We start from the raw sequence: 21,208 nt of genomic DNA on the forward strand, positions 1-21,208 counted from the left end.
TGCTTATGCATCTATATCCTCCAGGATTTTTCTGATTTTGATACTTGCAGTCCCATCACCATAAGGGTTTCTAGCCTCACTCATTTTTCTGTATGTCTCCGGCTCTGTAAGAAGCCGCCTGCATTCTCTGTAAATATCCTCCATCTTCGTGCCTACAAGCTTTAAGGTTCCTGCTTCCACACCTTCCGGACGCTCTGTTGTATCCCGCATGACCAGTACCGGTTTTCCCAGTGCAGGAGCTTCTTCCTGAATTCCGCCGCTGTCTGTCATGATCAGATAACTGGCTTTCATCAGGTTATGGAATTCCACCACATCCATTGGTTCGATCAGGTGTATTCTCTCGCATCCACCAAATTCCTCATCTGCGATCTTCCTGACCTGCGGATTCAAATGTACAGGATAAATAACCTTCACATCTGTAAATTCTTCCACGATCCTGCGTATAGCCCGGAACATATCACGCATGGGCTCTCCCAGATTCTCCCTTCTGTGTGCTGTTACAGCAATCAGTCTGCTGCCTTTTGCCCATTCTGTTTCCGGATGATAAAAATCACTTCGCACCGTATAGTGCAAAGCATCAATTCCTGTATTTCCTGTGATAAAGATCCGCTCTGGATCTTTCTTGGGCAGATGTGGAAACAGGAAAAACAACTAAACATATCATTGTGCAAAATATAAAATAACAAGATTTGAAATTTCTTATATTCTGTACTAATTTGCACTTCTTCATCTTTCTCCCACCCTCCGGGCTACAGTTGCTTGCTTGCTTGCTTGCTTGCTTGCTTGCTTGCTTGCTTGCTTGCTTGCTTGCTTGCTTGCTTGCTGATTTTAATTTTACATTCATTAATGTTCAATACCCCCACAACATTTTTATAAATATCTTTGCGACAGCTTCTGCTGTACTTTTACTATAATTATACTCTACAGCCAACTTGTGTCAATTTACTAACAGACGGTCAAAGGAAAGATTCTGACACACCCCTTTCAATGTGTGCGCACTGCGGAAAGCATCTTCATAATTTTTATTTTCCAATGCCTGTTTTAACTGTAGATAACTCTGGTCTTCAAGGAACTTTAATGTAAATCTCTGAATCAGTGCTTCGCTGTGAAGGCGTCCCAAAACAGCCTCATAATTTCCTCCGATAGCTTTATAGCACTCCTGCATTGTCATCTTTTAGCCCTCCTGTCAATTGTATTCCACTAATTCATGAACCTCTGCTAATCATTACTAATCATTATGAACATACCTTAAAATCGTTTTTATAACTTCCTCAATCACAATCGGCTTTGACAAATGTGCGTTCATTCCTGCATCCAGTGATGCCTGAACATCTTCTGCAAATGAATTGGCTGTCATTGCTATAATAGGAATGTTTTTTCCATCCGGTCTGTCATTCATTGCCCTGATTGCTTTTGTCGCTTCATAACCATTCATTTCAGGCATCATGATATCCATCAGGATTACATCAAATGTGCCTTCCGGATGATTTCTGAAAATCTCAACAGCATTCTTTCCATCCACAGCTCTTTCTACATTCATCCCGAACTCTTCCAACTGCACGGCAGCAATCTCTGCATTCAGTTCATTATCCTCTGCAATAAGAACATTCACACCTGTAAGATTTACCTTTTCAGAAAAACCTGTGTCTGACTTATTACATTCCTTATCTGTAATTTCCAAAGGAATATCCACAGTAAATGTGGTTCCCTCATGCTTTTTACTCTGCACGGAAATGGTTCCACCCATCATATCTACATACTTCTTTACGATAGCCATCCCCAGTCCCGCTCCATGGTACTGCGTTCTCACATCGGAATCTTCCTGTGCAAATTCCTCAAAAACTTCTTTTGTAAATTCCTCACTCATGCCAATACCAGTATCCGAAATGCGGTAATGCATATTTATATATCCATCCCCGCCCTTTTCCTGACACCGGGTTTCAAATGTAATCGTCCCTCCATCCGGAGTGAACTTCACGGCATTGCTCAGAATATTAACCAGCACATCTCGCAGACGTACAGGATCCACAAGTACATTTGGGATCTTTGCTTCTTCACGCTGGATCTTAAAGCTGATATCCCTGTTCGTAAGAAAACCTTTTGTAATATCCAGTGCAGAATCTGTGATACTTTTCAAATCTGCCGGTACCGGATTGTATTTCACTTTTCCACTTTCCACGCGAGTCAGATCTAATACATCATTGATCAGCGACAGTAAATACTCTGAACTTTCATCAATCTTTTCCAGACAATTTTTCACTTCGTCTGAAGGATTTTTTTTCATTGCAATACCGGTAAATCCCATGATTGCATTCATCGGTGTTCTCATATCATGGGACATATGTGACAGAAATGCTGTTTTTGCCTTGTTTGCAGCCTGCGCATGCTCTGCCAGTTCCGCCATTTTCTCAGCCGTCTCCTGGGCTGCCTTCTGAGTTTTTTTTCTTGCACTGAGACGCATTGCTATCACAGCCATAGTAGTCAGCAGCCATCCGAAAATAAGAAGAACCCAAACAGTAACAACAGGATGCAGACGGATCCAGTCAACAAATGTCAGATCTGCTGCTTTGTATGTGGTATACCGTGCTGCTATATCTTCGACAAGATTTTGGGGCATGGCATACATTGCTTTCGTCAGGATGCCAGCCAGTGCATGATTCTCTGTTGATGATATTACCATGCGGTAGGTGTATGTAGGCTGTTCCAGCAAAGTATATGTCAGGGTGCCTGTGGTGTCACTATTCACAAACGCCTGTGCCATGTAATAGTAGACGAAGGCAGCATCGGCTTTTCCCTTACGGACAGCCTCCATCATTTCCTGTCGGGTACTGCACATCAGTTTTTCTGCGCCTGGTGCCATTGCATCTTCAATGGAATTTGATGCTGTCTGGTCAACCGTAGTAACAACATTGATTTTTCCATCAAAGTCACGCCGTGTCACCCTTGCCAGCTGCATTGTAATGAAAGGTGCAGTAAGCCCCCATTTTTTCGTCTCAGCATAGTTATCTGTTTCCAGGCGTGCATCGATACTCATATCTGTGGTTTCCGTATTTTTCTGATAAGCAATATACTCATCTCTGGTAGCAGGTGTAAGAAACTCATAGGAAATCCCGGCATAGTCTGCAATTTTCCGGAAGTAATCCGGGATAATACCCTTCATCTCACCATTTTCATTATAAGAATATGGATAACGGGTCGGATCACACAGAACATGAAGCGGGTTGTCCTTGGAATATTGTGCAATAATACTTTTTTCTTGCTCCGTATATTCCAGATTTTTAGTTTCTATGCTTTCATAATTTTTATTGTAAAGCGTCGTTTTCCAGTCCCCCTCAACCGCATTCATCTGATCGATCGCATAATTGATCTCATTCAGCAATTCTGTATTGCCCTTTTTAACAATGACATAGAAATCGCTGCTGCCAAATTTATCCACGATTCGCTCATTGTTTGTTTTTCTCAGAGAACTGGTAACAATCGCATCAACTTTTTCGCTCTGAAGGGCTTCCTCCATCTCTGCGGTCGTATCAAAATAAGATGGAACATATGTAAATCCTTTGTTGTCTGCAAAATCCGCAAACTCTTCATTCCGGGTGTTTCCGTTCAAAAGCGCCACACGCATACCGTTGTAAGTGCTGTAATCGCCGTCCACAATCGTGCTGTTGTCACTGCGGACGGTCAGCATCCCATAATTGGTTCCGATCGGACGTGAAAAATCAAACTTTTCTTCTCTGTCCGGTGTTTTGCGGGCAGATGTTACCATGTCAATCTCGCCATCTTCAAGCATCTGCTGCATATCATCCCAGCTCTTATCATATCCGACATATTCGTAATCTACATCCCAATAACGGGCCATCAGCCGAAGAAAATCATAGCCATACCCACTGCGGTTGCCTTCTTCATCCATCACATGATAACCATCCATGGCAAAGAAACCGACTTTGACAGTTTCATGCTGCGAACTGTCCTCGGCTGCATATGCAGTCTGGGGAGAAAATATCATACACACGCATACAAAAGCCAGTAATACTGCCACATATTTCTTTGCTCTCGAAATCATATTAAATCTCCTGTCTGTCTGTCTGTCTGTCTGTCTGTCTGTCTGTCAAATATATTTCTCTATACATCTCTTTGTCAACCTTCTGATTTAATAAAATTACACTACTGTATCAAAACCATTTGTCACTGTTCAATGCCCTGCGGTTCGGTGCCCCCCCCCGCCGGATTTTATGCTTCTGATTGTCTTTTCCAGTACTTTCATCTCAACTGGTTTTGAAACGTGTGCATTCATACCAGCTGCCAGGGAATGTTGAATATCCTCGGAAAATGCATTCGCAGTCATGGCAATGATCGGAATCGTCTTTGCCAGTTCATGGGAGCTTCTGCGGATTGCCTTTGTTGCCTCATAACCATTCATAACAGGCATCTGCACATCCATCAGGATCATGTCATAATCCCCCGGAGCAGACTGTTCAAATGCTTTCAAAACCTCTTCACCATTTTCACAGATGGTACATTCTGCACCTTCAATCTTTAACAGTTCCGTCAGGATCTCAGCATTCAGCTCATTATCCTCTGCACACAGGAACCTCATTCCCTGCAGAATATTACCATCCTGCTCATCTGTGTCTTCTTGTGCCGCCAGAGCAACTGTTCTATCCTCTGCAATTCTCAGCTCTATGAGAACCTCAAAACAACTTCCCTGTCCCAGTTCACTCTCCACATCAATGGTACCTCCCATTGCTTCAACCAGATTTCTGGTAATAGCCATTCCAAGACCGGTTCCCTGGATCTTATTCGTCACAGAATTTTCGGCACGGGTAAAAGCATCAAAGATTTTATCTTTGAAATCTGCTGACATTCCTATTCCATTATCCCTGACTAAGAAACGGTACTTTGCATAGACGGATGAATTTGTTTCACATTCTTCTACCAGAAACTGAATTTCTCCACCTTCCTGCGTGTACTTCACTGCATTAGAAAGCAGGTTGTTGAAAATCTGCATCAGGTGAAGCTGATCCCCGTTCACCCACTCATGTCGGATATTTTTCTTTGTTGTAAGAATCTGTTTCTTTTCATCTATCTGTGAATGAAATAGATTATTGATTTCCTGTATAAAATTCAGAATAGAGAAATCATCGTATTTAAAAACTGTTTTTCCTGCCTCAATTTTGCTCATATCCAGAATATCATTAATAATCCCTAACAGATGCTGGGATGAAACATCTATTTTATCTGCATACTCTATTACTTTATCTTTATTTCCTGCATCATGTCTTATTAATGACGTCATACCAATAACTGCATTCATAGGAGTACGTATATCATGTGACATATTAAACAGAAAATTAGATTTTTCAACACTGGCTGTTTTCGCCTGCTCCAATGCTTTCTGCAGTTTTTTATTTAATTTCACTACTGTGTTTTCCGATTCCTGTGTCCTGTGCAGTAACATAATCATAAAAACAAATCCAGTTAAAAGCAAAACAATCAGTAAACCGCAGCCCCATAGTCTATATAACTTTTCATTGCTATTCCATCCGTTTTCAGGCATCACTTCCAGAACCCATTGACTGTCACCTAATTCGAAAGTATATGTGACAGGATCAATCATTTCCACACCTGAGCCATACACTTCTTCGTATGTTTCATCCCACGGTGCAATACTTTTAGACAACTTATATTCATAGCTAAAATCGGTAAGTGACTTTATAGAATCAGCGAATATATCCGGTACACGAATAATTACAATTGTAAATCCCCAAAATGTCCTTTCGCCATTTTTCTGCTCCACATACACCGGATTTCTTACAGCAATCCCCGTTCCACCCTGTTTCAAAGAAAATGGTCCCTGCATGGTTATCACATCATTGTCTCTGGCATAACAAGATATCTTTCCTCGTTCTTTATCATAAATAAGATCTATCTTTCCAGCCTTATTTCCGTCTTCCGGATAAATCTCAGTCACTACGCCGTCTGGTGCGATCTGAATACTCTGGACATAATCTGCCATCATATTCTCCGCAACTTTCGAGAACATGGAAATTTTTCCGTTTTCACTAATAACAATCTGTTCAAAAGTATTTGTAATATCAATTCCCCTCACGATATCAGCCTTCATATGATCTGCATACGTTACTGCGTTTAATTCAGCTCTTGACCTTATCAAATCCCTTTGACTGCTATCCGCACGAATGCCTATATTCACCAGAACAACCAAACCGATCATCAATACAAATACCGGAATCCATAACTCTTTTTTTATCCTAAATGTATTTTTTTGTTCCTGTGCTGACTTAATTTTCTTCCACATAACCGATTTCCTTTACACCTGCGTTTTTATCTACTTCATTTTTATATTTTAGCAGCCACCAATTATTGCCTGTTTTAGTTTCTTTTTGTATAAAAAAGAGTAAAAATCGAATTATCCGCATAAACACAGGGATTTTAAGCAATATGAAACAAAAAATAAAAGAATTTTACCACTAATTTACTACGAATGAAAGAACCTTGATACGACAGAGAAAACAGCATAAATAAAGGCAAAATTGGCATTTCATACAGAATATGAGATGTCTTTTTTGTTGCTGTAATACAGTATAACTATTCTTTTTCTGCTTGATTATTAATCATTTTTTAGGACATGAATTGTCAAGAGCTTGTTGCGTAGCAATGTTTACACTCTTGATAATTTATGGAATAAAAAATATTCTGACAGATACTAGAAAAGTGATGACTACTCAATTTTCTAATGATATAATATGATAAATAATAATAGATAAACTTGAAGTGATTAAGGAAGTGTATGCCATGAAAAAATTTTTGAAAATAACGTTAATCATAATTGGAGCGATTTCTTTGATTTTTGTAGCTCTGATAGGGATTGGGTTATTTGTTGATGTTGAATATGATGACCATATTGAAAATGGTCGTTATACTTATGTTCCGGAAGAAGAAAATAAAGATAATGAATACGTGGAATTTACGATAAATGATTATGATAAAAATAATGCCAAGCTTGTATATTATGACACGATTGAAGAAGCTATTCAACTTTCCACTTTGAATGCTGAAAATGAGGAACTTTCGGTTCCTGCTGATTTTCTTAATCATGTTGATGAAACCTTGCATATATGGCAAGGCAAAAAATATGATACGATTTTCTATCGGGCTGGAAATGATAACGATGATATTCAAGGCTTAGTAATGGCTCGTTGTAAAAAGCAGATACAGAATGGGCATACACAATACGCATTTATAAATGCTACACCGGTTACAACGAAACGAGATAGAATTTTGTTAGATGATATTACAGAGCTTATTCACTCTTCTTTGAAATTAAGTGATTTCCAACAAGACTTAAACCCCGATTATCCAAGCAAGCGTTTTGTTTACGGCTATGCACATGATAAAGAAATCTATTCATTGGAAGTAGAAGGACAAAAACCGGACGGTGTAATTGAAATCAATGTATATGACAGAGTCATGTATCTATGGTATTACAATGACTTACAAAGTAACAAAAGAGGTGACTGTTTAAGCTATTCGGTAGATGTACCTAAATAAAATGACATTTTTACATAATACTATATTATTAGTTAGGCAGACGGAGTGATCCAGACACGGTGGCAGGAAAATCTTTCAGATTTTTCTGCCATGTCTTGCAAGTGGCTGGTTTACTTCGTCTGTGAGCGAGCCTGTGGCGAGCGAAGATTAAGCCCCGTTATCTAACAAGGGGGGCACAAAAAACAAAAGACACTATACACTAACAGGCGGAAAACGCTGTATTTACAAGGCAAAACCGCATTTTATAAGATGTGATATAAAAAGTATCTATTTCACAAAAGAAAAACAATAAATTTAAACATTATAATATTTTAATTTTTGTGGTAATGATATGCAAACTTTTTAGGAGGGAAGATATGGATTGTAAAATGACTGATATTATTGCTATTATTTCAAGTATCATTGCTATTGGTTATTCAATTTATTCCATAATTACTAAAAGTTATATTCGTCAATACAACCTTGAAAAATTTGAACATTTTTCTTTAAATCAGAAGAAAGTTTGTATTGTTTTCAATTTTATTATGACACTTATAATTGGGATAAGTGGGGTGTATATATTGCTATTATACTTATTCTAATGGGATTGAAAGCATTTATGTAGCAAATAGCAAAATTTTATAAGTGAAACGAGGTACTCTATGGAAAAAAAGGAACTTATCAAACTATATTTACAAAATGTGGATAAAATGTTTGGATATGCCAACATGAACGCATATATTGATGAGCGATTAAAGAAGTATACGAAATACTGTCAAAGTAAAAAGCCAGAAGAACAGATTATTATATGGCTGAAATTATTGCATGAAAATTTCGGAAAAAAGATTGTTTATTTAGGAAGTTACTTAGCATTACAAGAAAAGGATATGAGCTATTTAAATAATGCGTTCAATTCGGCAGTAACATGGGGACAACTCACAATAACAAACAGCGGTTGCGACCATTCCATTCACGCTTGGAATATTTTACCACATATATTCTGTGCAAACTGCTTTCGTGACATTGAAAAAATATTTCCAAAAGAAAACGGACTTAGTAAGAATGGGTTAAAGTCTGCATGCAGTATCACAAATTTAGTGATGTATCTGTATTATCAAGAACCTATGTGGAAACAATATGTGATTGATGAAAGTAAAGAATTTCTTCAAAATAAACATACAGCAGAAGAAAAAGCTGTGATAAACGGTTTCCTTGCACTAATAGAAAAAAATTGGGAAAAATTCTCATTGGAATTGGCTAATCTCTGTAAAGCACATAGAAAATCAAAAGATTATGGAGAAAATCCATTTACAAGAAAAATTTCCTTTTTTGCATTTGGATTGTATAACTTTGCAAGATACTTGTATAGAGAAGAAGTTAAAAATATTACACTTCCTCAAAATGAATTTTTATTTGAGGATTTTAGAATTTATCAAGAAAGCACTAGTTGTCAAATAGGACAACCGTTTTGCATTTTTGAAGAACCGTTATTATTGTTGAATGATTTTGAAAAAATTGATTTACCGATTATGTATTTAACAGCAGGTAAAAAAAGAGTTTTGGATATTGAAAATTATAGGCAAGAAGTGGTAAAGAAAATACAAGCACTTCATAGCAATCAGAGCAGTTAGTCTTAGGATTGACTGCTTTTTCTATACGGATTTTTAATGATAGGCAATTATCAGTAAATGGTAGTTGCCTTTTTTGATTGGAGGAATTAAAGAATGAATGATAAAAACTTTATTGAAGAATTAAGACAAAAGCGTGAGGAATACGGAGTAACACAAACAAGGCTTGCTGTTGCTTGTGGTATCAGCCGTGAATATTACAACCGCATTGAAAAAGGGAAACAGCCATTGAATGACGAATTAAAAGGAGTCATAGAAAAACAGATTGAGCGTTTCAATCCACAAGAACCACTATTCCTGTTGATTGATTACTTCCGTGTTCGCTTTCCTACTACGGACGCATTGGCGATTATCCGTGATGTATTACAACTAAAACCCGATTATATGCTTTATGAAGATTATGGAAAATACGGATATGAAAGCAAATATGTTTTAGGCGACATCAATGTCATGTGTTCCATGCAAGAGCATTTAGGTGTTTTATTGGAACTGAAAGGCAGAGGCTGTCGTCAAATGGAAAGTTATCTATTGGCACAGGAACGCTCATGGTATGACTTCATGCTTGATTGTTTAACGGCAGGTGGTAAGATGAAACGGCTTGACTTGGCAATCAATGATAAAGCAGGAATATTGGATATTCCAAAGTTAAAGGAAAAATACAAGGCTGGCGAATGTATCTCCTACTTTCGTATGCAGAAAGATTACAGCGGTACGGAAAAATGTGGTAGCGATTTACCAAAGAATACAGGAGAAACCTTATATCTCGGTTCAACAAGCAGTGAATTATATATGTGTGCTTATCAGAAAAATTATGAGCAGTATGTCAAGAATAGCATAGAAGTTGAAGATACGGAGATTAAGAACCGCTTTGAAATACGCATGAAGAATGAACGAGCCTATTATGCGGTTGTAGATTTACTGACTTATCGGGACGCTGAACGCACTGCTTTTTCTATCATCAATCATTATGTCCGCTTTGTTGACAGAGAGGACGACAAGCCAAAAAATCAATGGAAAACAAATGATGATTGGGCATGGTTTGTAGGGGAAAACAGAGAACCGATACGCTTAACTACAAAGCCAGAACCTTATACTTTACAAAAAGCGTTGCATTGGTTACAAAGACAGGTTGCACCAACCATAAAAATGGTACAGGCATTAGACAGAGAAAATCATACAACGATACTAAAAGATATGATTGAACAGGCAGAACTTAAAGACAAGCATAAACACTTATTACAATTAGAAAAATCAACCATAGAAGAACGAATAGATACCGCTATTCCACAAGAGAATGACGATGTTTTAGAAAAGCAATAATTTATTTTATGGAGAAAGTTAAAGACAAGTTTAAAGCTAAATGCTACAATGTAAATATAGGTTATATAGATATAAAATATTTAAGTATTAAATGAGGTATAAATAATATGAAACAAATAATATTTATTTTTTGTATGATATTGATGTTAAGTTTCTGTGGGTGTACGAATGTTGGCTCAAATAGAAATGAGTATATGTCTAATTGGTTTAAATCGGAACAAGAAATATCAGATAATATGATGAAACAAATTATAGATTTATACAATGAAGGCAATGTAAAAGAATTTGAAAAATTGTTTTCACAAAACAGTAAAAAAGACATAGAGGATATAAATAAACAAATTTCTTCTTTCTTCGAATTTATTGATGGAGATATACAAGAATATTCTGGTGATTGTGCATCATCTAGTGAAAATAATAATGGAAATAAACGAATTGAATTAGACGGAATGTATCATATATCAACTTCTAAAAATGAATATTATTTGAATTTTTATATGGTCTATAAAGCTGATGATGTTCCCTCAGATATAGGACTATCCAAAATTGAAATTGCGACTGAACAAACTGTAAACAGGGAAAACTTTATGTGGGATACATCAGAAAACGGAATATTTGTCGTGCGGGAATAAACATAGAATGATATGTTTGAAAGATAAACCAAAACAAAGTTGTGACACATACTTCCTCCTACTTTTTGTTTTTTAGCCATTTAGTTTAATCTGTTTTAATGAGTTATAAATAGAGATACCGTTATTTAAAAGAAAGAATAACGGTATTTTTTAATGCAATGGAAATTTTCAGATTTAGTCAACAAAGAGCTTTTTTCATTCCCTATGTTTATTAAAAGAAGAAAAACAAATTTTTTACAGAAATCTGCAACAAAACAGCTACTTGCGTACAGATATGGTGCGAGAAAAGGAAATCTAACTATTTTTGAAATGGGGTCATAAAATTTTTACTCGGTGTACAGACACGAAGATTAAAAAGAAATTGAAATTATTTTGAAAAATCTGCAACAAAACAAGGTTTCTATTCCTTATTTGGAGTGAAGTTGAGGAAATCTAAACTTTTTTTGAAAATAGGTCATTAAATTTTGGCTTGCTGTCCCTATATGAAGTGAAAGACGAAAAAAGTTTTGAAAAAAATGTCGGAAAATCGAGTTAAGCGGACAGTATTATGCAGAAAGAGGAAATCACACTTTATTTCTTGATTTGTATTCAAACAGGCATTAGCTGTTGAGTGTTGATGCGGAAAGAGAAAATTATTTTATCCTCAACTTAACAATTTAAGGTTTCCGTTCCCTATATGGCGTAGAAAGAAAAAAGTTTAAGAAATGTGATACAAATAACGCTATTCTGTCCTGATATGGAGTGAAGAAAATATTTCATTCTATTGTTGGCAGTAACAGTATGGTTTGGGTAGTTAGGGTGTGAAAAGAAAAATAATCTTTTTTCATCACCAGCTTAACAAATGGACGTTTGCTATACAGATAGTAGTGAAAAAAGAAAAAATGTTTGAATTTTGGTTACATTTCCTCTCTTTTCCAACGCGGTATATAGGAGAGATGATTTTCTTCTTTCGTGTTCTTTGACAACTGAATAAAGCAGTCTGATACATTAGACAGACAGCGAGCCGTTGGAGCTGATACGCCATGACCTTTTCCCTTTAAAGCGAGCGGAAACTGTCAGCGTCCATGTAAAAGATTTATCCTCTTTTATCGCCATGACCTGTCCTGTCTGATAATGATACTCCCGTACAGCCACAGCTTGAGCGTTCAGAGCGTCGCACGCAATGGGTACGGCTACATAAGAACTATGCAGAGGTGGAACTCCTGTGGGCTATGATAAAAGCCGTCAGACTGTTTAAAAATCAAAAAAGAAAGGAGGTGCAGTTTTATGTATGATTTAAATACACCATTATGGGAACGCTACCTTATGACGATTGAGGAAGCGTCCAGTTATTTCCGTATCGGAGAGAACAAACTCCGCCGTATTGCAAGTGAATATAAAGACGAGTGTGTTGTGATGAACGGAAACCGTATGCTGATTAAGAAAAAGAAATTTGAACATATGATTGATAAATTGGAAGAAATCTAATGCAAAAGAGCTTTGTGCATGATATGATACTTATATGTCGTAACAAGGCTCTTTCAGTTTTGAAAGGAGTTTTGAAAGATGTCAGAAAAAAGACGGGATAACAAAGGTCGCATTTTAAGGACTGGAGAGAGCCAAAGGGCAGACGGCAGATATATGTATAAATATGTTAATCGTGCAGGCGAAACAAAGGTTGTGTATTCATGGAAACTGGTGGCTACGGACAGAGTACCGAAAGGAAAGCGTGATGATTTATCTCTTAGGGAAAAGGAACGGGAGATACAGCGTGATTTAGAGGACGGAATAGACACCAAAGGAAAGAAAATGACATTGTGTGAACTATATGCCAAAAAGACGGCACAGAGAATCAATGTCAAGAAGAATACACTAGCAGGGCGAAAATATCTCATGGACGCATTGAAACAGGACAAGCTGGGTTCACGAAGCATAGACAGCATTAAACCGTCAGACGCAAAAGAATGGGCGGTCAGAATGAAAGAAAAGGGCTACGGCTTCAAAACCATTAGTAACTATAAGCGTTCCTTAAAGGCTTCTTTCTATATGGCAATCGAGGACGATTATGTAAGGAAGAACCCTTTTGATTTTCAGTTAAGCGAGGTTATTGATGATGACAGCGAAAGCAGACAGGCATTGAGTGAGGAACAGGAAGAAAAACTGCTGTCCTTTCTCCAGTATGATACGGTGTATCAGAAATATTATGATGATGTGCTGATACTGTTAAAAACAGGCTTACGAATATCTGAATTGTGTGGACTTACTGTACAGGACTTAGATTTTGAAAATCATACACTCAATATCAACCACCAGTTATTACGCAATCAAGAGGGATATTATATAGAAACGCCAAAAACAAAGTGTGGCATACGAAAAGTTCCTATGAGCGAAGAAGCAGGAAAAGCATTTCAAAGAGTGTTGAAACGCAAAAAAACTGGAAAAGGGATTGTAATTGACGGTTACCGCAATTTCCTGTTTCTTAATCAGAAAGGTATGCCTATGACAGCTTGTTACTATACTTCTACATTGAGAAATATAGTAAAGAAATACAATAAGTACCATGATGAACCCTTACCGAAGATAACCCCGCATATATTAAGACATACGTTTTGTACACGATTAGCACAGAAAAACATGAACCCAAAGAACCTGCAATACATTATGGGACATTCCAGCATAATGATAACGCTGAACCTGTACGCCCATGCTTCACAGACAGGAGCAAACATGGAAATGCGAAGTCTGATAGCCTAGTAATTTACTACGAAATTTACTACGATAAAAAGACAAGATATGCAGATTTATGAGTGGTTATAAGAAGTATCTGCCAAAAAGAAAACACCGATAAAGCCTGTAAAATAGGGATATATCGGTGTTATAAGAACTTATGAAAAGATAATTAGAAATTTATTTTATGTTTAATCTCCAAAAATGAAAAAAGCATTGTCATTGCAGACAATGCATCTTTAACGTGGCAACTGGCTACCATTTTACAGGCCCTATAGCTTTGCGTCGCAGACTTTCATCTGTTTTGCCGTTTTTCTTATTATAGCTTTTAAACATATGAAAAAAAACTGGTTTTATTATACTCTAATGCTCGACTATGTACAAGAAAAACATTACCGTTTTAACGCCTAAAAACAAAAGAAGAACAGCCGATACATATACTCGAACTGTTCTCCTACGTCCGAAGTCCACGCAGCATTGACATTACTGTTTCCTGCTCATTTGTACTCAGATTGTTCCATATCCTTAAAACTTCTTTCTGTTTTTCTGTCAGATTCTCTGAATTGCCTTCCTGAAAAAACTGTGATAATGTCACGCCCAAAGCTGCACATATTTTTTCAAGTGTAATCAGCGACGGCAGGTTTTCCTGCGCCATGATTCTTCCCAGTGATGACTGGGAAATTCCCGACAGCTGCGATAATCTATATTTACTGATATCACGCTTTTCACACAAAGATGTTATTTTATCCGCAATATACTTCTCTATCTTCAAGTAACTATACCTCATTTCCGCTATTACATGTTCTTATCGTACCTGTAATAATGAAAAAATATTAGTAATCAACTTTGCAAGTATTCATTCCCATTATAGGAAGTATACGGATAAAAAAATACAAAGATACTTTCGTTTCCGCAAAAGTCATTTTCGCTTATATCGTTTTTATAATAGCACAGACAGTTATGTTTGTCACATAAAAGTTTGAAACCTCAAACAAAAAAATAAGCCTGCCATCATCCGCAGATTTCTCCACAGACAACAGCAGGCTTCCTACTATCTCATCAACTCATTCACTTTTCTCTGCACTGCCCCATAATCATATCCCGCAGCCTGCAGTCTCTTCTTTCTGTCCCCGCCTTTCCCCCACTTTCCGGCAATGACTTCCTTTGCTACAGTTTCCACACTCTTTTTGTTGCTACTTTTCACCAGCTCATTCCCCATCCCCCTTTTCACTTCTGTCATGCAGCTGTTCCAGCACCTCTTTCACCTTCTGCGGAATCGGCAGCCCCAGATGCCCTGCATTCTCCAGCAGACTCACACCCTCATTGGAAATATAGAAAAAGATCACCGCTGCCCTCAGCACGGATCCGTTCCCGATCACAGCCACATCCAGAATGTTCGCCATTCCCACCAGCAAAAAGATCAGCACCTTCCTGCAGATCCCCCGGAATCCCACCTCACTGGAAAGCGTATGGTCCGCAAAAGCACACATCACCCCGGTCAGGTAATCGATCACCACAAAAGCGATCAGGGCATACAGAAGCCCGTCACAGCCTCCCATAAACCAGCCCAGCCATCCGCCTACAGCCATAAAAACCATCTGAATAAAGTTCCAAAATTCCTTCATGCCAGAATCCTCCTCCCATGAAAAAAGCAGCCCCCATTTCTGAGAACTGCCGTAAGCAGGTTCTTCCCCTGCTCGTAAATATGATCCGCCTTTTCTTCCAGCACTGCCGGAAACAGCAGGATCCCGCCGATCATTTTCGGGCAGATGGGAAGCAGCGTCCCGTTCCACAGAACAGAATTGTCATACTCCCCGCTGGCTTTCAGATAAATCCCCATGGGATTCAGCCCCAGAATGTTATTCACTGCCTCCGTGATCATGTTCGTCTCCTGAACTTTCTCCACCGCATCCGTATTCGTATCGGTCAGTTCAATGACCATTTCACCTTTCAACTTCATCACACACCCTCCATTTCTACCGGCCTGCAGAAACCGCTGATTCCCGCTCTCTCAGCAAAATACACTTCAAATCCTCTGTTCACCGTCTCCTTCATCTGCATGGACAGCGATTCCCGGAAACCATTCACATCCAGTCCTCCGCCAATGGCAAATCTCGTGGTATAATCCTCCACCTCAAGCTTTCCGTCCCAGGCTTCCCCAGCCGCCATTGCCTGTCCGCTGACAGAAGCAATGCAGTCTCCCACATCAACCGTACCGCTGCCATACTCCATCCAGAGATACACATTGAATGTATTCGTATAATTGGCAACGATCTTCTCAATGGGATAATACAGCGGCAAACATTGGTAAACGTATGGATCCCGATCTTCCCAGTCTTCGCATTGTCTTCAATCTGGTTCAGCAGTCCCGAAATATTCTTGTCATTCCTTGACTTCGCCTGAGCCAGCCTCGGATTCTTTCCCACACATTTCAGGCTCTGCTTTCCCCCGATCTTCTGCCTGATAGAAGTAATACAGGTGATCCATCCCTCATCCGCCTGTCCTCCCGCAAATGTCAGCACATCCCCCGGATCCAGAGCATAATACTCTGCAATCTGCGTCTGCTTGTTGGTGGAACTCACTGCCGTGTATCTGGTAATAAAATCCGAAAAGCTGGAAGAAAACCGGTGTCTCTGCTCCACCTTCATCACAGGATCCTTCCCGTACTTTCTCAGTTCCAGCTTTCCCTCCCTGTTAATAATAAAGAAACCTCCCAGAACCTGTGCCACATAAAACAGCACATCCCGGCAGGTCTCAATATCATTTTCAGTATAAACAGAAAGCGTCACCCCGCCATTCGGCATGGCATCAATCTCCGCCCTCTTATTCGCAAACTCCACTTTACACCGCTTACAGCACAAAGCAATAAAATCATAAGCAGTCCCCACAGTCTCAAACCCGTTGAAACTCTTATCAAACCGCAGCATAAAATCATAGGCTTTCAGTTCCAGGCACTTTGCCAGACGGTTCGCCTCACTGACCTCAAAAACTCCCATCGGCACATCTTCCACCGAATCATCCGCCAGCACCAGATGAAACACCAGCGTCACCTGAGCATCCTCCAGCGTATACCTGTCAATGTCACTCAGAAGCGTGATCCCCATCTCCGCCGCATACACCGTCCCCAGTTCAATTTCCGTGCTTCCACAGCACTGCCTGGAAATATACCCGGAACCCTTCACAATCTCCTTCGCCCCGAACTCATACGTCATTCCGCCTCTGGTAACGATCGTACCCGTCCAGTAATATTTTCTTGTATTGCTCTTCACAGCTCTCAGAAACCCATCCGATACCGGATACATCCCGCCACCTCCATTTCCCCACGAAAAAAGCACCAGCCAACCAGGTGACCGATGCCTTCGTAAATATAATCATTCTATCTGTTATAAGTCCAATGTTTCAGGTACCATTCATGCAGTTCTTCTGTTGTTTTACAGCAGTCTGCAATCTCTTTTCCCTGTGATATCCACTGACACGTTTCCCTGCTGAATGTATCAACATCCAAAGCATGAAATTTATATGTTCCACCCCGTCTGTGCATCACTTCATCATCACACTGGAACTCAAAATAATCATCCCCGTCCAAAACAACCTTTCCAGTCAGGTTCCACACCCCGGACCACGGAGAACCATCATCCCCTGGAACACAGAAGGACAGTCTTCCATCTTCCAGAATGACAGGAGCCACCGCAATATTTTTCATCTGCGGCATATATGGCTGTTCAAACCAATACGCTTTCCTCTCATCCATTTCTCTTCATCTCCATGATAGCCACCTTCCCTGCAAACTTGAAGTTAGCGATTTCTTTTTCCGGTATTCTCTGTCCCACGGATTTCCTCATGATAGAAATAATCTACGATCACCGGATGTCCCTGCGGGACTCTGCCATAAGGCATTTCATTATCCACAAAGGCACAATCATACTTCTTAGCCATTTTCTCAGCTTTTACTTCAAGTGCTTCAAAGTAGCTGCGGTTATGCTTGTTATAGATCTCGTCGTAAAGTGGTACAAGATCAGGATATTTTCCGGCGATATAATCCATAATTGTCTTTTTGAAACCGCCTCGAAGATTGAGATTTTCGAGCCAGAACAGATCGCACTGATCCTTTACCCGCTCAAAGATTGCTTCAAAATCCGTGATACTGGGGAATACCGGGGATACGAAACAGACTGTACGGATACCTGCTTCATATACCTGCTTCATAGCAGAGATACGGCGCTCAATGCTCGAAGCAGAATCCATATCGTTCTTGAAATTTTCATCTAGTGTGTTGATCGACCATGAAACGGTTACATGTCCAAGCTTCTTCAGCAGATCAATATCCCGTACCACAAGATCCGACTTTGTGCAGATCAGAATATCTGCGTCACTGCCGATCAGCTGCTCCAGAAGTTTTCTGGTATTCCCGAATTGCTCCTCCTGTGGATTGTAGCCATCTGTCACAGAACCGATGACCACCCGCTGTCCGGCATATTTCTTCGGATTTTTAATTTCCGGCCAATGCTTCACATCAAGGAAAGTGCCCCATTCCTCCTTGTGCCCGGTAAAGCGCTTCATAAAAGAAGCATAGCAATACTTGCAGGCATGTGTACAGCCCACATAGGGATTGACCGAGTAACCGCCTACCGGCAGACTAGACTTAGTCATGATGTTCTTTGTTTCCACCTCACGAATGAGGATTCCATTTATTACTTCTTCCATGATTTCTGTACCTCTAACACTTTATTAAATTCTTCCGGCATTTCCTGAATCATATTTTCATCCCCTATGATAGGGACAAGGTCTTCCTTCATAAACACCGGAATGCCGAGTGCGTGTGCCTGATCCGTCAGAGACCATGCCCATTCCGGCTCCGTATGAATCTTCCTGCTCTGAGCCCCGGTCATAGTGCCGACAACGATCCAGTTGATTCTGGAAAGGTCAACTGTACCGGGATCGTCGAATAACGGTTCAAAGCTAACATGGTAATGCTTTGCTCTGATGTTTTTCCGAAGGGCGTCGATACGCCACAGTTCGGCTTTCCTCGTCACCGTAACGCCAAACCATGCATTTTCCAGATCGGTATCAAAATCCAGCAGATCAGGTCGCTTGGTAAGGAACAGGAACTGATGCTGTGGATTTTCACGGATCTTTGCAAATACCTCGTCTCTCCATTCCGGCTTCCATCCGGAGAGATCGCTCATCCCAGTAAGAAGAAAGTTCTGCGGACGTTTCTTTTCCATCATCTTGAGCTTACCCGGAAAGAATTCAGGGTCAGCGAAGTCATCAATCATATGCCAGCGTTTCACGTTGTTGCGGGCATAGCAATATGTACACCCCACTGTGCAGCCAATGACGATATTCATGTTCTGAATCTGATCTTTGATACAAATACTCATGACTTCTGCCACTCCTCAAGATTCTTTCTGATGCGGTCGAGACATTCCTCAAACCGGGTAATTTCTTCCTCTGAAAAACCTTTGTAGTAAATACTGCCCATCTCATCAGATACAGAATCGTACTCGCCCTTTAAGGCATGTGCTTTCTCAGTCAGAAACAGGAGTGTTTTCCTTTTGTCCGTTTCAGACTGAACACGGCTTATCAGCCCTTGATTTTCCATTCTTTCCAGCATCGTAGTAAGAGATGTTATCGCTAATCCGCATTTAGTCGAGAGTGACCTGATTGAGATACCATCCTCCTGCCACAGCACATAAAGAATACGTCCCTGGGCTCCATTAAACGCATCAATATTCTTTTCACTGAGAATCTTCTCAAAAATCCGGTCTCCAAGCTGTTTTATTTTGGTGACAAGAAATCCTCCATTCATTTCCATACAAAAGCTCCTATATAGTAGTTTATTAAAAACATACTATATAGGAGCTTTATTGTCAAGAGTTTATATGTCTTAATAGATAAATTCCGTTTTTTTCAATTCTCCAAACTTGAATTTCTGGATGAGTATAATATGCGGAAAATAAACTTAACTCCATCTTAAATATAGTGCTGAGTTTCACTGCCACTCTTTAACACCATTTTCGCCACACCAAGCAATGCTGCAAACAAAACACCTGCAACCGGCCATACAATCCATGTAATATCCCAGCTCATCGTCCAGAAGCTCCATGCAAGGTAAATCGCTGTAGTCAAGCACCAATATACACCAGAAAACGTGTCAGTCTTTTTCTTAAACAGTTTTTCTTCTTTTGTATATTCCCCTTCCTGAAGAAGGGTATCGTAACTGCTTTTTACCATCCCAACACGAACCAACAGATTCACTCCTATTGCAAGTATGAATAGCAGTAATCCAACGGAAAGACCGCAGTAATAGTCGGACGCTTCCATAGATTCGGCAATAATTGTCGGAATCACTGCCAGTATACAAAGCACTACCCCAACAGCCGTTCCTCTGATAAAAATTGGTTCATAGGAATCTTTTTTTTCTCGTACCATTCCAGATACACCATACTCTGTTTCAAAGCATTCTTTTTCAAAATGTTCCATATGTGATTCACTCATTCCATATGTAATAAACAAAAAGACGGCTGCCGCAACCATTCCAAGCAAAAAAACACATCCAAATACTGTTGCCAGAGATTCCGAAACATGAAATACGCTATCTTCTGCCATTGTCACAAGAACAATCAATAATATTGGACTTAAGATACACATACTTGTTGCGTTTGCCACTACTTTGGATCCATTTCTTTTCATGTCAAGAAATTCATTTGCATTCTCCATAGTTACTTTTTTCAACGGTTCTGCATAGCTTTCAGTACTTTCGTGATAGGTGATATTTTCTGCTTTCATTTCATCTTTTAATAGGTAATCTGTACTAACACCAAAAAGCTCCGACATCTGTAAAATTCTTTGCAAATCTGGAACAGCTCCTGCACTTTCCCACTTAGATACTGCCTGTCTGGATACGCCCAACTGATTGGCTAGTTCTTCCTGTGACCATCCATTCTTTTTTCTTTCCTCTGTAATCTTATCAGCTAAAATCATTTTTTCCTCCTTTTGCAGATTTTATGAGCTAAATATAACAGTTTTGCTGTTTGCATTCCACCATTTCAGGCTGTAAATCTGTCAACCAGCAGTTGCAAATCACAAAAGGACTCTATGAATCCCGATTTTCCAGCAATACAAGCAGGAAATTATTTATCATCTGTATTGTTTTCCTTTTTCTTATGAGTCGAACCCAAGCAAAGAAACGAAGAACCAAGACATAACCATACTATAGCCATAGAATTTTCATTTCCACTCGTAAAGTCTATAGCTGAGGCTACGAGAAACAGAACTGATGCAATATAAAATAAGATTGATTTATTTATTCCTTTTTTCATAAATAAGAATCTCCTCCAAATCCCGACTTTGATAAACCCATTATACCCTTTCTGA

General features: G+C 39.3%; 19 protein-coding genes, 2 pseudogenes and 1 riboswitch. Of the genes and pseudogenes, 6 read left to right on the forward strand and 15 right to left on the reverse strand.

Annotation, left to right across the window (positions count from 1 at the left end; all coding sequences use genetic code 11):
- Nucleotides 1–3: 3 nt before the first annotated feature.
- From wecB to DXB83_RS06595, 4 genes and pseudogenes are all read right to left on the reverse strand, one after another.
- Nucleotides 4–621: pseudogene (gene wecB, locus DXB83_RS06575) on the reverse strand (non-hydrolyzing UDP-N-acetylglucosamine 2-epimerase); the annotation flags it as partial.
- 316 nt (nt 622–937) lie between these two features.
- Nucleotides 938–1,171 (reverse strand): Hpt domain-containing protein, encoded by a 234-nt coding sequence (locus DXB83_RS06585; protein WP_238061014.1) that lies wholly within the window; start codon nt 1,169–1,171, stop codon nt 938–940.
- Nucleotides 1,172–1,228: 57 nt separating this feature from the next.
- Nucleotides 1,229–4,060, reverse strand: a complete 2,832-nt coding sequence (locus DXB83_RS06590; protein ID WP_118697367.1) for a transporter substrate-binding domain-containing protein — start codon at nt 4,058–4,060, stop codon at nt 1,229–1,231.
- A gap of 129 nt (nt 4,061–4,189) precedes the next feature.
- Nucleotides 4,190–6,313 (reverse strand): ATP-binding protein, encoded by a 2,124-nt coding sequence (locus DXB83_RS06595; protein WP_118697368.1) that lies wholly within the window; start codon nt 6,311–6,313, stop codon nt 4,190–4,192.
- 497 nt (nt 6,314–6,810) lie between these two features.
- Here DXB83_RS06595 and DXB83_RS06600 point away from each other — a divergent pair, with 497 nt between their 5' ends.
- From DXB83_RS06600 to DXB83_RS06635, 6 genes are all read left to right on the forward strand, one after another.
- The gene (locus tag DXB83_RS06600; RefSeq protein WP_117865375.1) at nt 6,811–7,566 is read left to right on the forward strand and encodes a hypothetical protein; all 756 of its coding nucleotides are present in this window, start codon (nt 6,811–6,813) and stop codon (nt 7,564–7,566) included.
- 641 nt (nt 7,567–8,207) lie between these two features.
- Nucleotides 8,208–9,176, forward strand: a complete 969-nt coding sequence (locus tag DXB83_RS06610; protein ID WP_118697369.1) for a hypothetical protein — start codon at nt 8,208–8,210, stop codon at nt 9,174–9,176.
- 93 nt (nt 9,177–9,269) lie between these two features.
- A complete protein-coding gene (locus DXB83_RS06615) occupies nt 9,270–10,493 on the forward strand; it encodes an XRE family transcriptional regulator (protein ID WP_117459757.1) in 1,224 nt (407 codons plus the stop codon).
- Nucleotides 10,494–10,600: 107 nt separating this feature from the next.
- Nucleotides 10,601–11,125, forward strand: coding sequence for a DUF5104 domain-containing protein (locus DXB83_RS06620; protein ID WP_055065934.1), 525 nt, complete (start codon nt 10,601–10,603; stop codon nt 11,123–11,125).
- Between the two features lie 1,266 nt (nt 11,126–12,391).
- A complete protein-coding gene (locus DXB83_RS06630; RefSeq protein ID WP_055065933.1) occupies nt 12,392–12,592 on the forward strand; it encodes an excisionase in 201 nt (66 codons plus the stop codon).
- A 78-nt stretch (nt 12,593–12,670) separates the two neighbouring features.
- Entirely contained in the window at nt 12,671–13,858 is a 1,188-nt protein-coding gene (locus DXB83_RS06635; protein ID WP_117865373.1) for a site-specific integrase, read from the forward strand.
- A gap of 216 nt (nt 13,859–14,074) precedes the next feature.
- A riboswitch (cyclic di-GMP riboswitch) is annotated at nt 14,075–14,150 on the reverse strand.
- A gap of 135 nt (nt 14,151–14,285) precedes the next feature.
- Here DXB83_RS06635 and DXB83_RS06640 read toward each other — a convergent pair.
- The 11 genes and pseudogenes from DXB83_RS06640 to DXB83_RS06690 form a co-directional block, all read right to left on the reverse strand.
- Complete coding sequence (locus DXB83_RS06640; protein WP_118697370.1) at nt 14,286–14,603, reverse strand: helix-turn-helix domain-containing protein; 318 nt, start codon at nt 14,601–14,603, stop codon at nt 14,286–14,288.
- 279 nt (nt 14,604–14,882) lie between these two features.
- Nucleotides 14,883–15,035, reverse strand: a complete 153-nt coding sequence (locus DXB83_RS06645) for a hypothetical protein (RefSeq protein WP_330378155.1) — start codon at nt 15,033–15,035, stop codon at nt 14,883–14,885.
- 4 nt (nt 15,036–15,039) lie between these two features.
- Nucleotides 15,040–15,456, reverse strand: a complete 417-nt coding sequence (locus DXB83_RS06650) for a phage holin family protein (protein ID WP_118697371.1) — start codon at nt 15,454–15,456, stop codon at nt 15,040–15,042.
- Nucleotides 15,453–15,791, reverse strand: coding sequence for a hypothetical protein (locus tag DXB83_RS06655; RefSeq protein WP_330426805.1), 339 nt, complete (start codon nt 15,789–15,791; stop codon nt 15,453–15,455). The genes DXB83_RS06650 and DXB83_RS06655 overlap by 4 nt, the downstream gene beginning before the upstream one ends.
- A pseudogene (locus DXB83_RS06660) lies at nt 15,791–17,133 on the reverse strand (hypothetical protein). The gene DXB83_RS06655 and the pseudogene DXB83_RS06660 overlap by 1 nt, the downstream one beginning before the upstream one ends.
- A gap of 74 nt (nt 17,134–17,207) precedes the next feature.
- Nucleotides 17,208–17,582, reverse strand: a complete 375-nt coding sequence (locus DXB83_RS06665; RefSeq protein WP_118697372.1) for a hypothetical protein — start codon at nt 17,580–17,582, stop codon at nt 17,208–17,210.
- Nucleotides 17,583–17,626: 44 nt separating this feature from the next.
- Nucleotides 17,627–18,535 (reverse strand): radical SAM mobile pair protein B, encoded by a 909-nt coding sequence (locus DXB83_RS06670; protein ID WP_055228656.1) that lies wholly within the window; start codon nt 18,533–18,535, stop codon nt 17,627–17,629.
- Nucleotides 18,523–19,212, reverse strand: coding sequence for a radical SAM mobile pair protein A (locus DXB83_RS06675; RefSeq protein WP_117509300.1), 690 nt, complete (start codon nt 19,210–19,212; stop codon nt 18,523–18,525). The genes DXB83_RS06670 and DXB83_RS06675 overlap by 13 nt, the downstream gene beginning before the upstream one ends.
- Nucleotides 19,209–19,646 carry a radical SAM mobile pair system MarR family transcriptional regulator gene (locus DXB83_RS06680; RefSeq protein ID WP_004853467.1) on the reverse strand — a complete coding sequence of 146 codons (438 nt, stop codon included), beginning with the start codon at nt 19,644–19,646 and terminating at the stop codon, nt 19,209–19,211. Before DXB83_RS06680 ends, DXB83_RS06675 begins: the two co-directional genes overlap by 4 nt.
- Nucleotides 19,647–19,804: 158 nt before the next feature.
- Nucleotides 19,805–20,815, reverse strand: a complete 1,011-nt coding sequence (locus DXB83_RS06685; RefSeq protein ID WP_117509301.1) for a helix-turn-helix domain-containing protein — start codon at nt 20,813–20,815, stop codon at nt 19,805–19,807.
- A gap of 149 nt (nt 20,816–20,964) precedes the next feature.
- Nucleotides 20,965–21,153 carry a hypothetical protein gene (locus DXB83_RS06690; protein WP_117509428.1) on the reverse strand — a complete coding sequence of 63 codons (189 nt, stop codon included), beginning with the start codon at nt 21,151–21,153 and terminating at the stop codon, nt 20,965–20,967.
- Between the last annotated feature and the right edge of the window lie 55 nt (nt 21,154–21,208).

Source organism: Blautia sp. OM06-15AC (assembly GCF_003481425.1).
Classification (GTDB): Bacteria; Bacillota; Clostridia; order Lachnospirales; family Lachnospiraceae; genus Fusicatenibacter; species Fusicatenibacter saccharivorans.

What these genes read in the sequence shown, in the direction of transcription:
- DXB83_RS06585 (WP_238061014.1), bottom strand. Translation starts at nt 1,171, where the DNA reads ATGACAATGCAGGAGTGCTATAAAGCTATCGGAGGAAATTATGAGGCT.
- DXB83_RS06615 (WP_117459757.1), top strand. Translation starts at nt 9,270, where the DNA reads ATGAATGATAAAAACTTTATTGAAGAATTAAGACAAAAGCGTGAGGAA.
- DXB83_RS06670 (WP_055228656.1), bottom strand. Translation starts at nt 18,535, where the DNA reads ATGGAAGAAGTAATAAATGGAATCCTCATTCGTGAGGTGGAAACAAAG.
- DXB83_RS06620 (WP_055065934.1), top strand. Translation starts at nt 10,601, where the DNA reads ATGAAACAAATAATATTTATTTTTTGTATGATATTGATGTTAAGTTTC.
- DXB83_RS06590 (WP_118697367.1), bottom strand. Translation starts at nt 4,060, where the DNA reads ATGATTTCGAGAGCAAAGAAATATGTGGCAGTATTACTGGCTTTTGTA.
- DXB83_RS06600 (WP_117865375.1), top strand. Translation starts at nt 6,811, where the DNA reads ATGAAAAAATTTTTGAAAATAACGTTAATCATAATTGGAGCGATTTCT.
- DXB83_RS06665 (WP_118697372.1), bottom strand. Translation starts at nt 17,582, where the DNA reads ATGGATGAGAGGAAAGCGTATTGGTTTGAACAGCCATATATGCCGCAG.
- DXB83_RS06635 (WP_117865373.1), top strand. Translation starts at nt 12,671, where the DNA reads ATGTCAGAAAAAAGACGGGATAACAAAGGTCGCATTTTAAGGACTGGA.
- DXB83_RS06650 (WP_118697371.1), bottom strand. Translation starts at nt 15,456, where the DNA reads ATGAAGGAATTTTGGAACTTTATTCAGATGGTTTTTATGGCTGTAGGC.
- DXB83_RS06655 (WP_330426805.1), bottom strand. Translation starts at nt 15,791, where the DNA reads ATGAAGTTGAAAGGTGAAATGGTCATTGAACTGACCGATACGAATACG.
- DXB83_RS06685 (WP_117509301.1), bottom strand. Translation starts at nt 20,815, where the DNA reads ATGATTTTAGCTGATAAGATTACAGAGGAAAGAAAAAAGAATGGATGG.
- DXB83_RS06595 (WP_118697368.1), bottom strand. Translation starts at nt 6,313, where the DNA reads ATGTGGAAGAAAATTAAGTCAGCACAGGAACAAAAAAATACATTTAGG.
- DXB83_RS06610 (WP_118697369.1), top strand. Translation starts at nt 8,208, where the DNA reads ATGGAAAAAAAGGAACTTATCAAACTATATTTACAAAATGTGGATAAA.
- DXB83_RS06630 (WP_055065933.1), top strand. Translation starts at nt 12,392, where the DNA reads ATGTATGATTTAAATACACCATTATGGGAACGCTACCTTATGACGATT.
- DXB83_RS06675 (WP_117509300.1), bottom strand. Translation starts at nt 19,212, where the DNA reads ATGAGTATTTGTATCAAAGATCAGATTCAGAACATGAATATCGTCATT.
- DXB83_RS06680 (WP_004853467.1), bottom strand. Translation starts at nt 19,646, where the DNA reads ATGGAAATGAATGGAGGATTTCTTGTCACCAAAATAAAACAGCTTGGA.
- DXB83_RS06690 (WP_117509428.1), bottom strand. Translation starts at nt 21,153, where the DNA reads ATGAAAAAAGGAATAAATAAATCAATCTTATTTTATATTGCATCAGTT.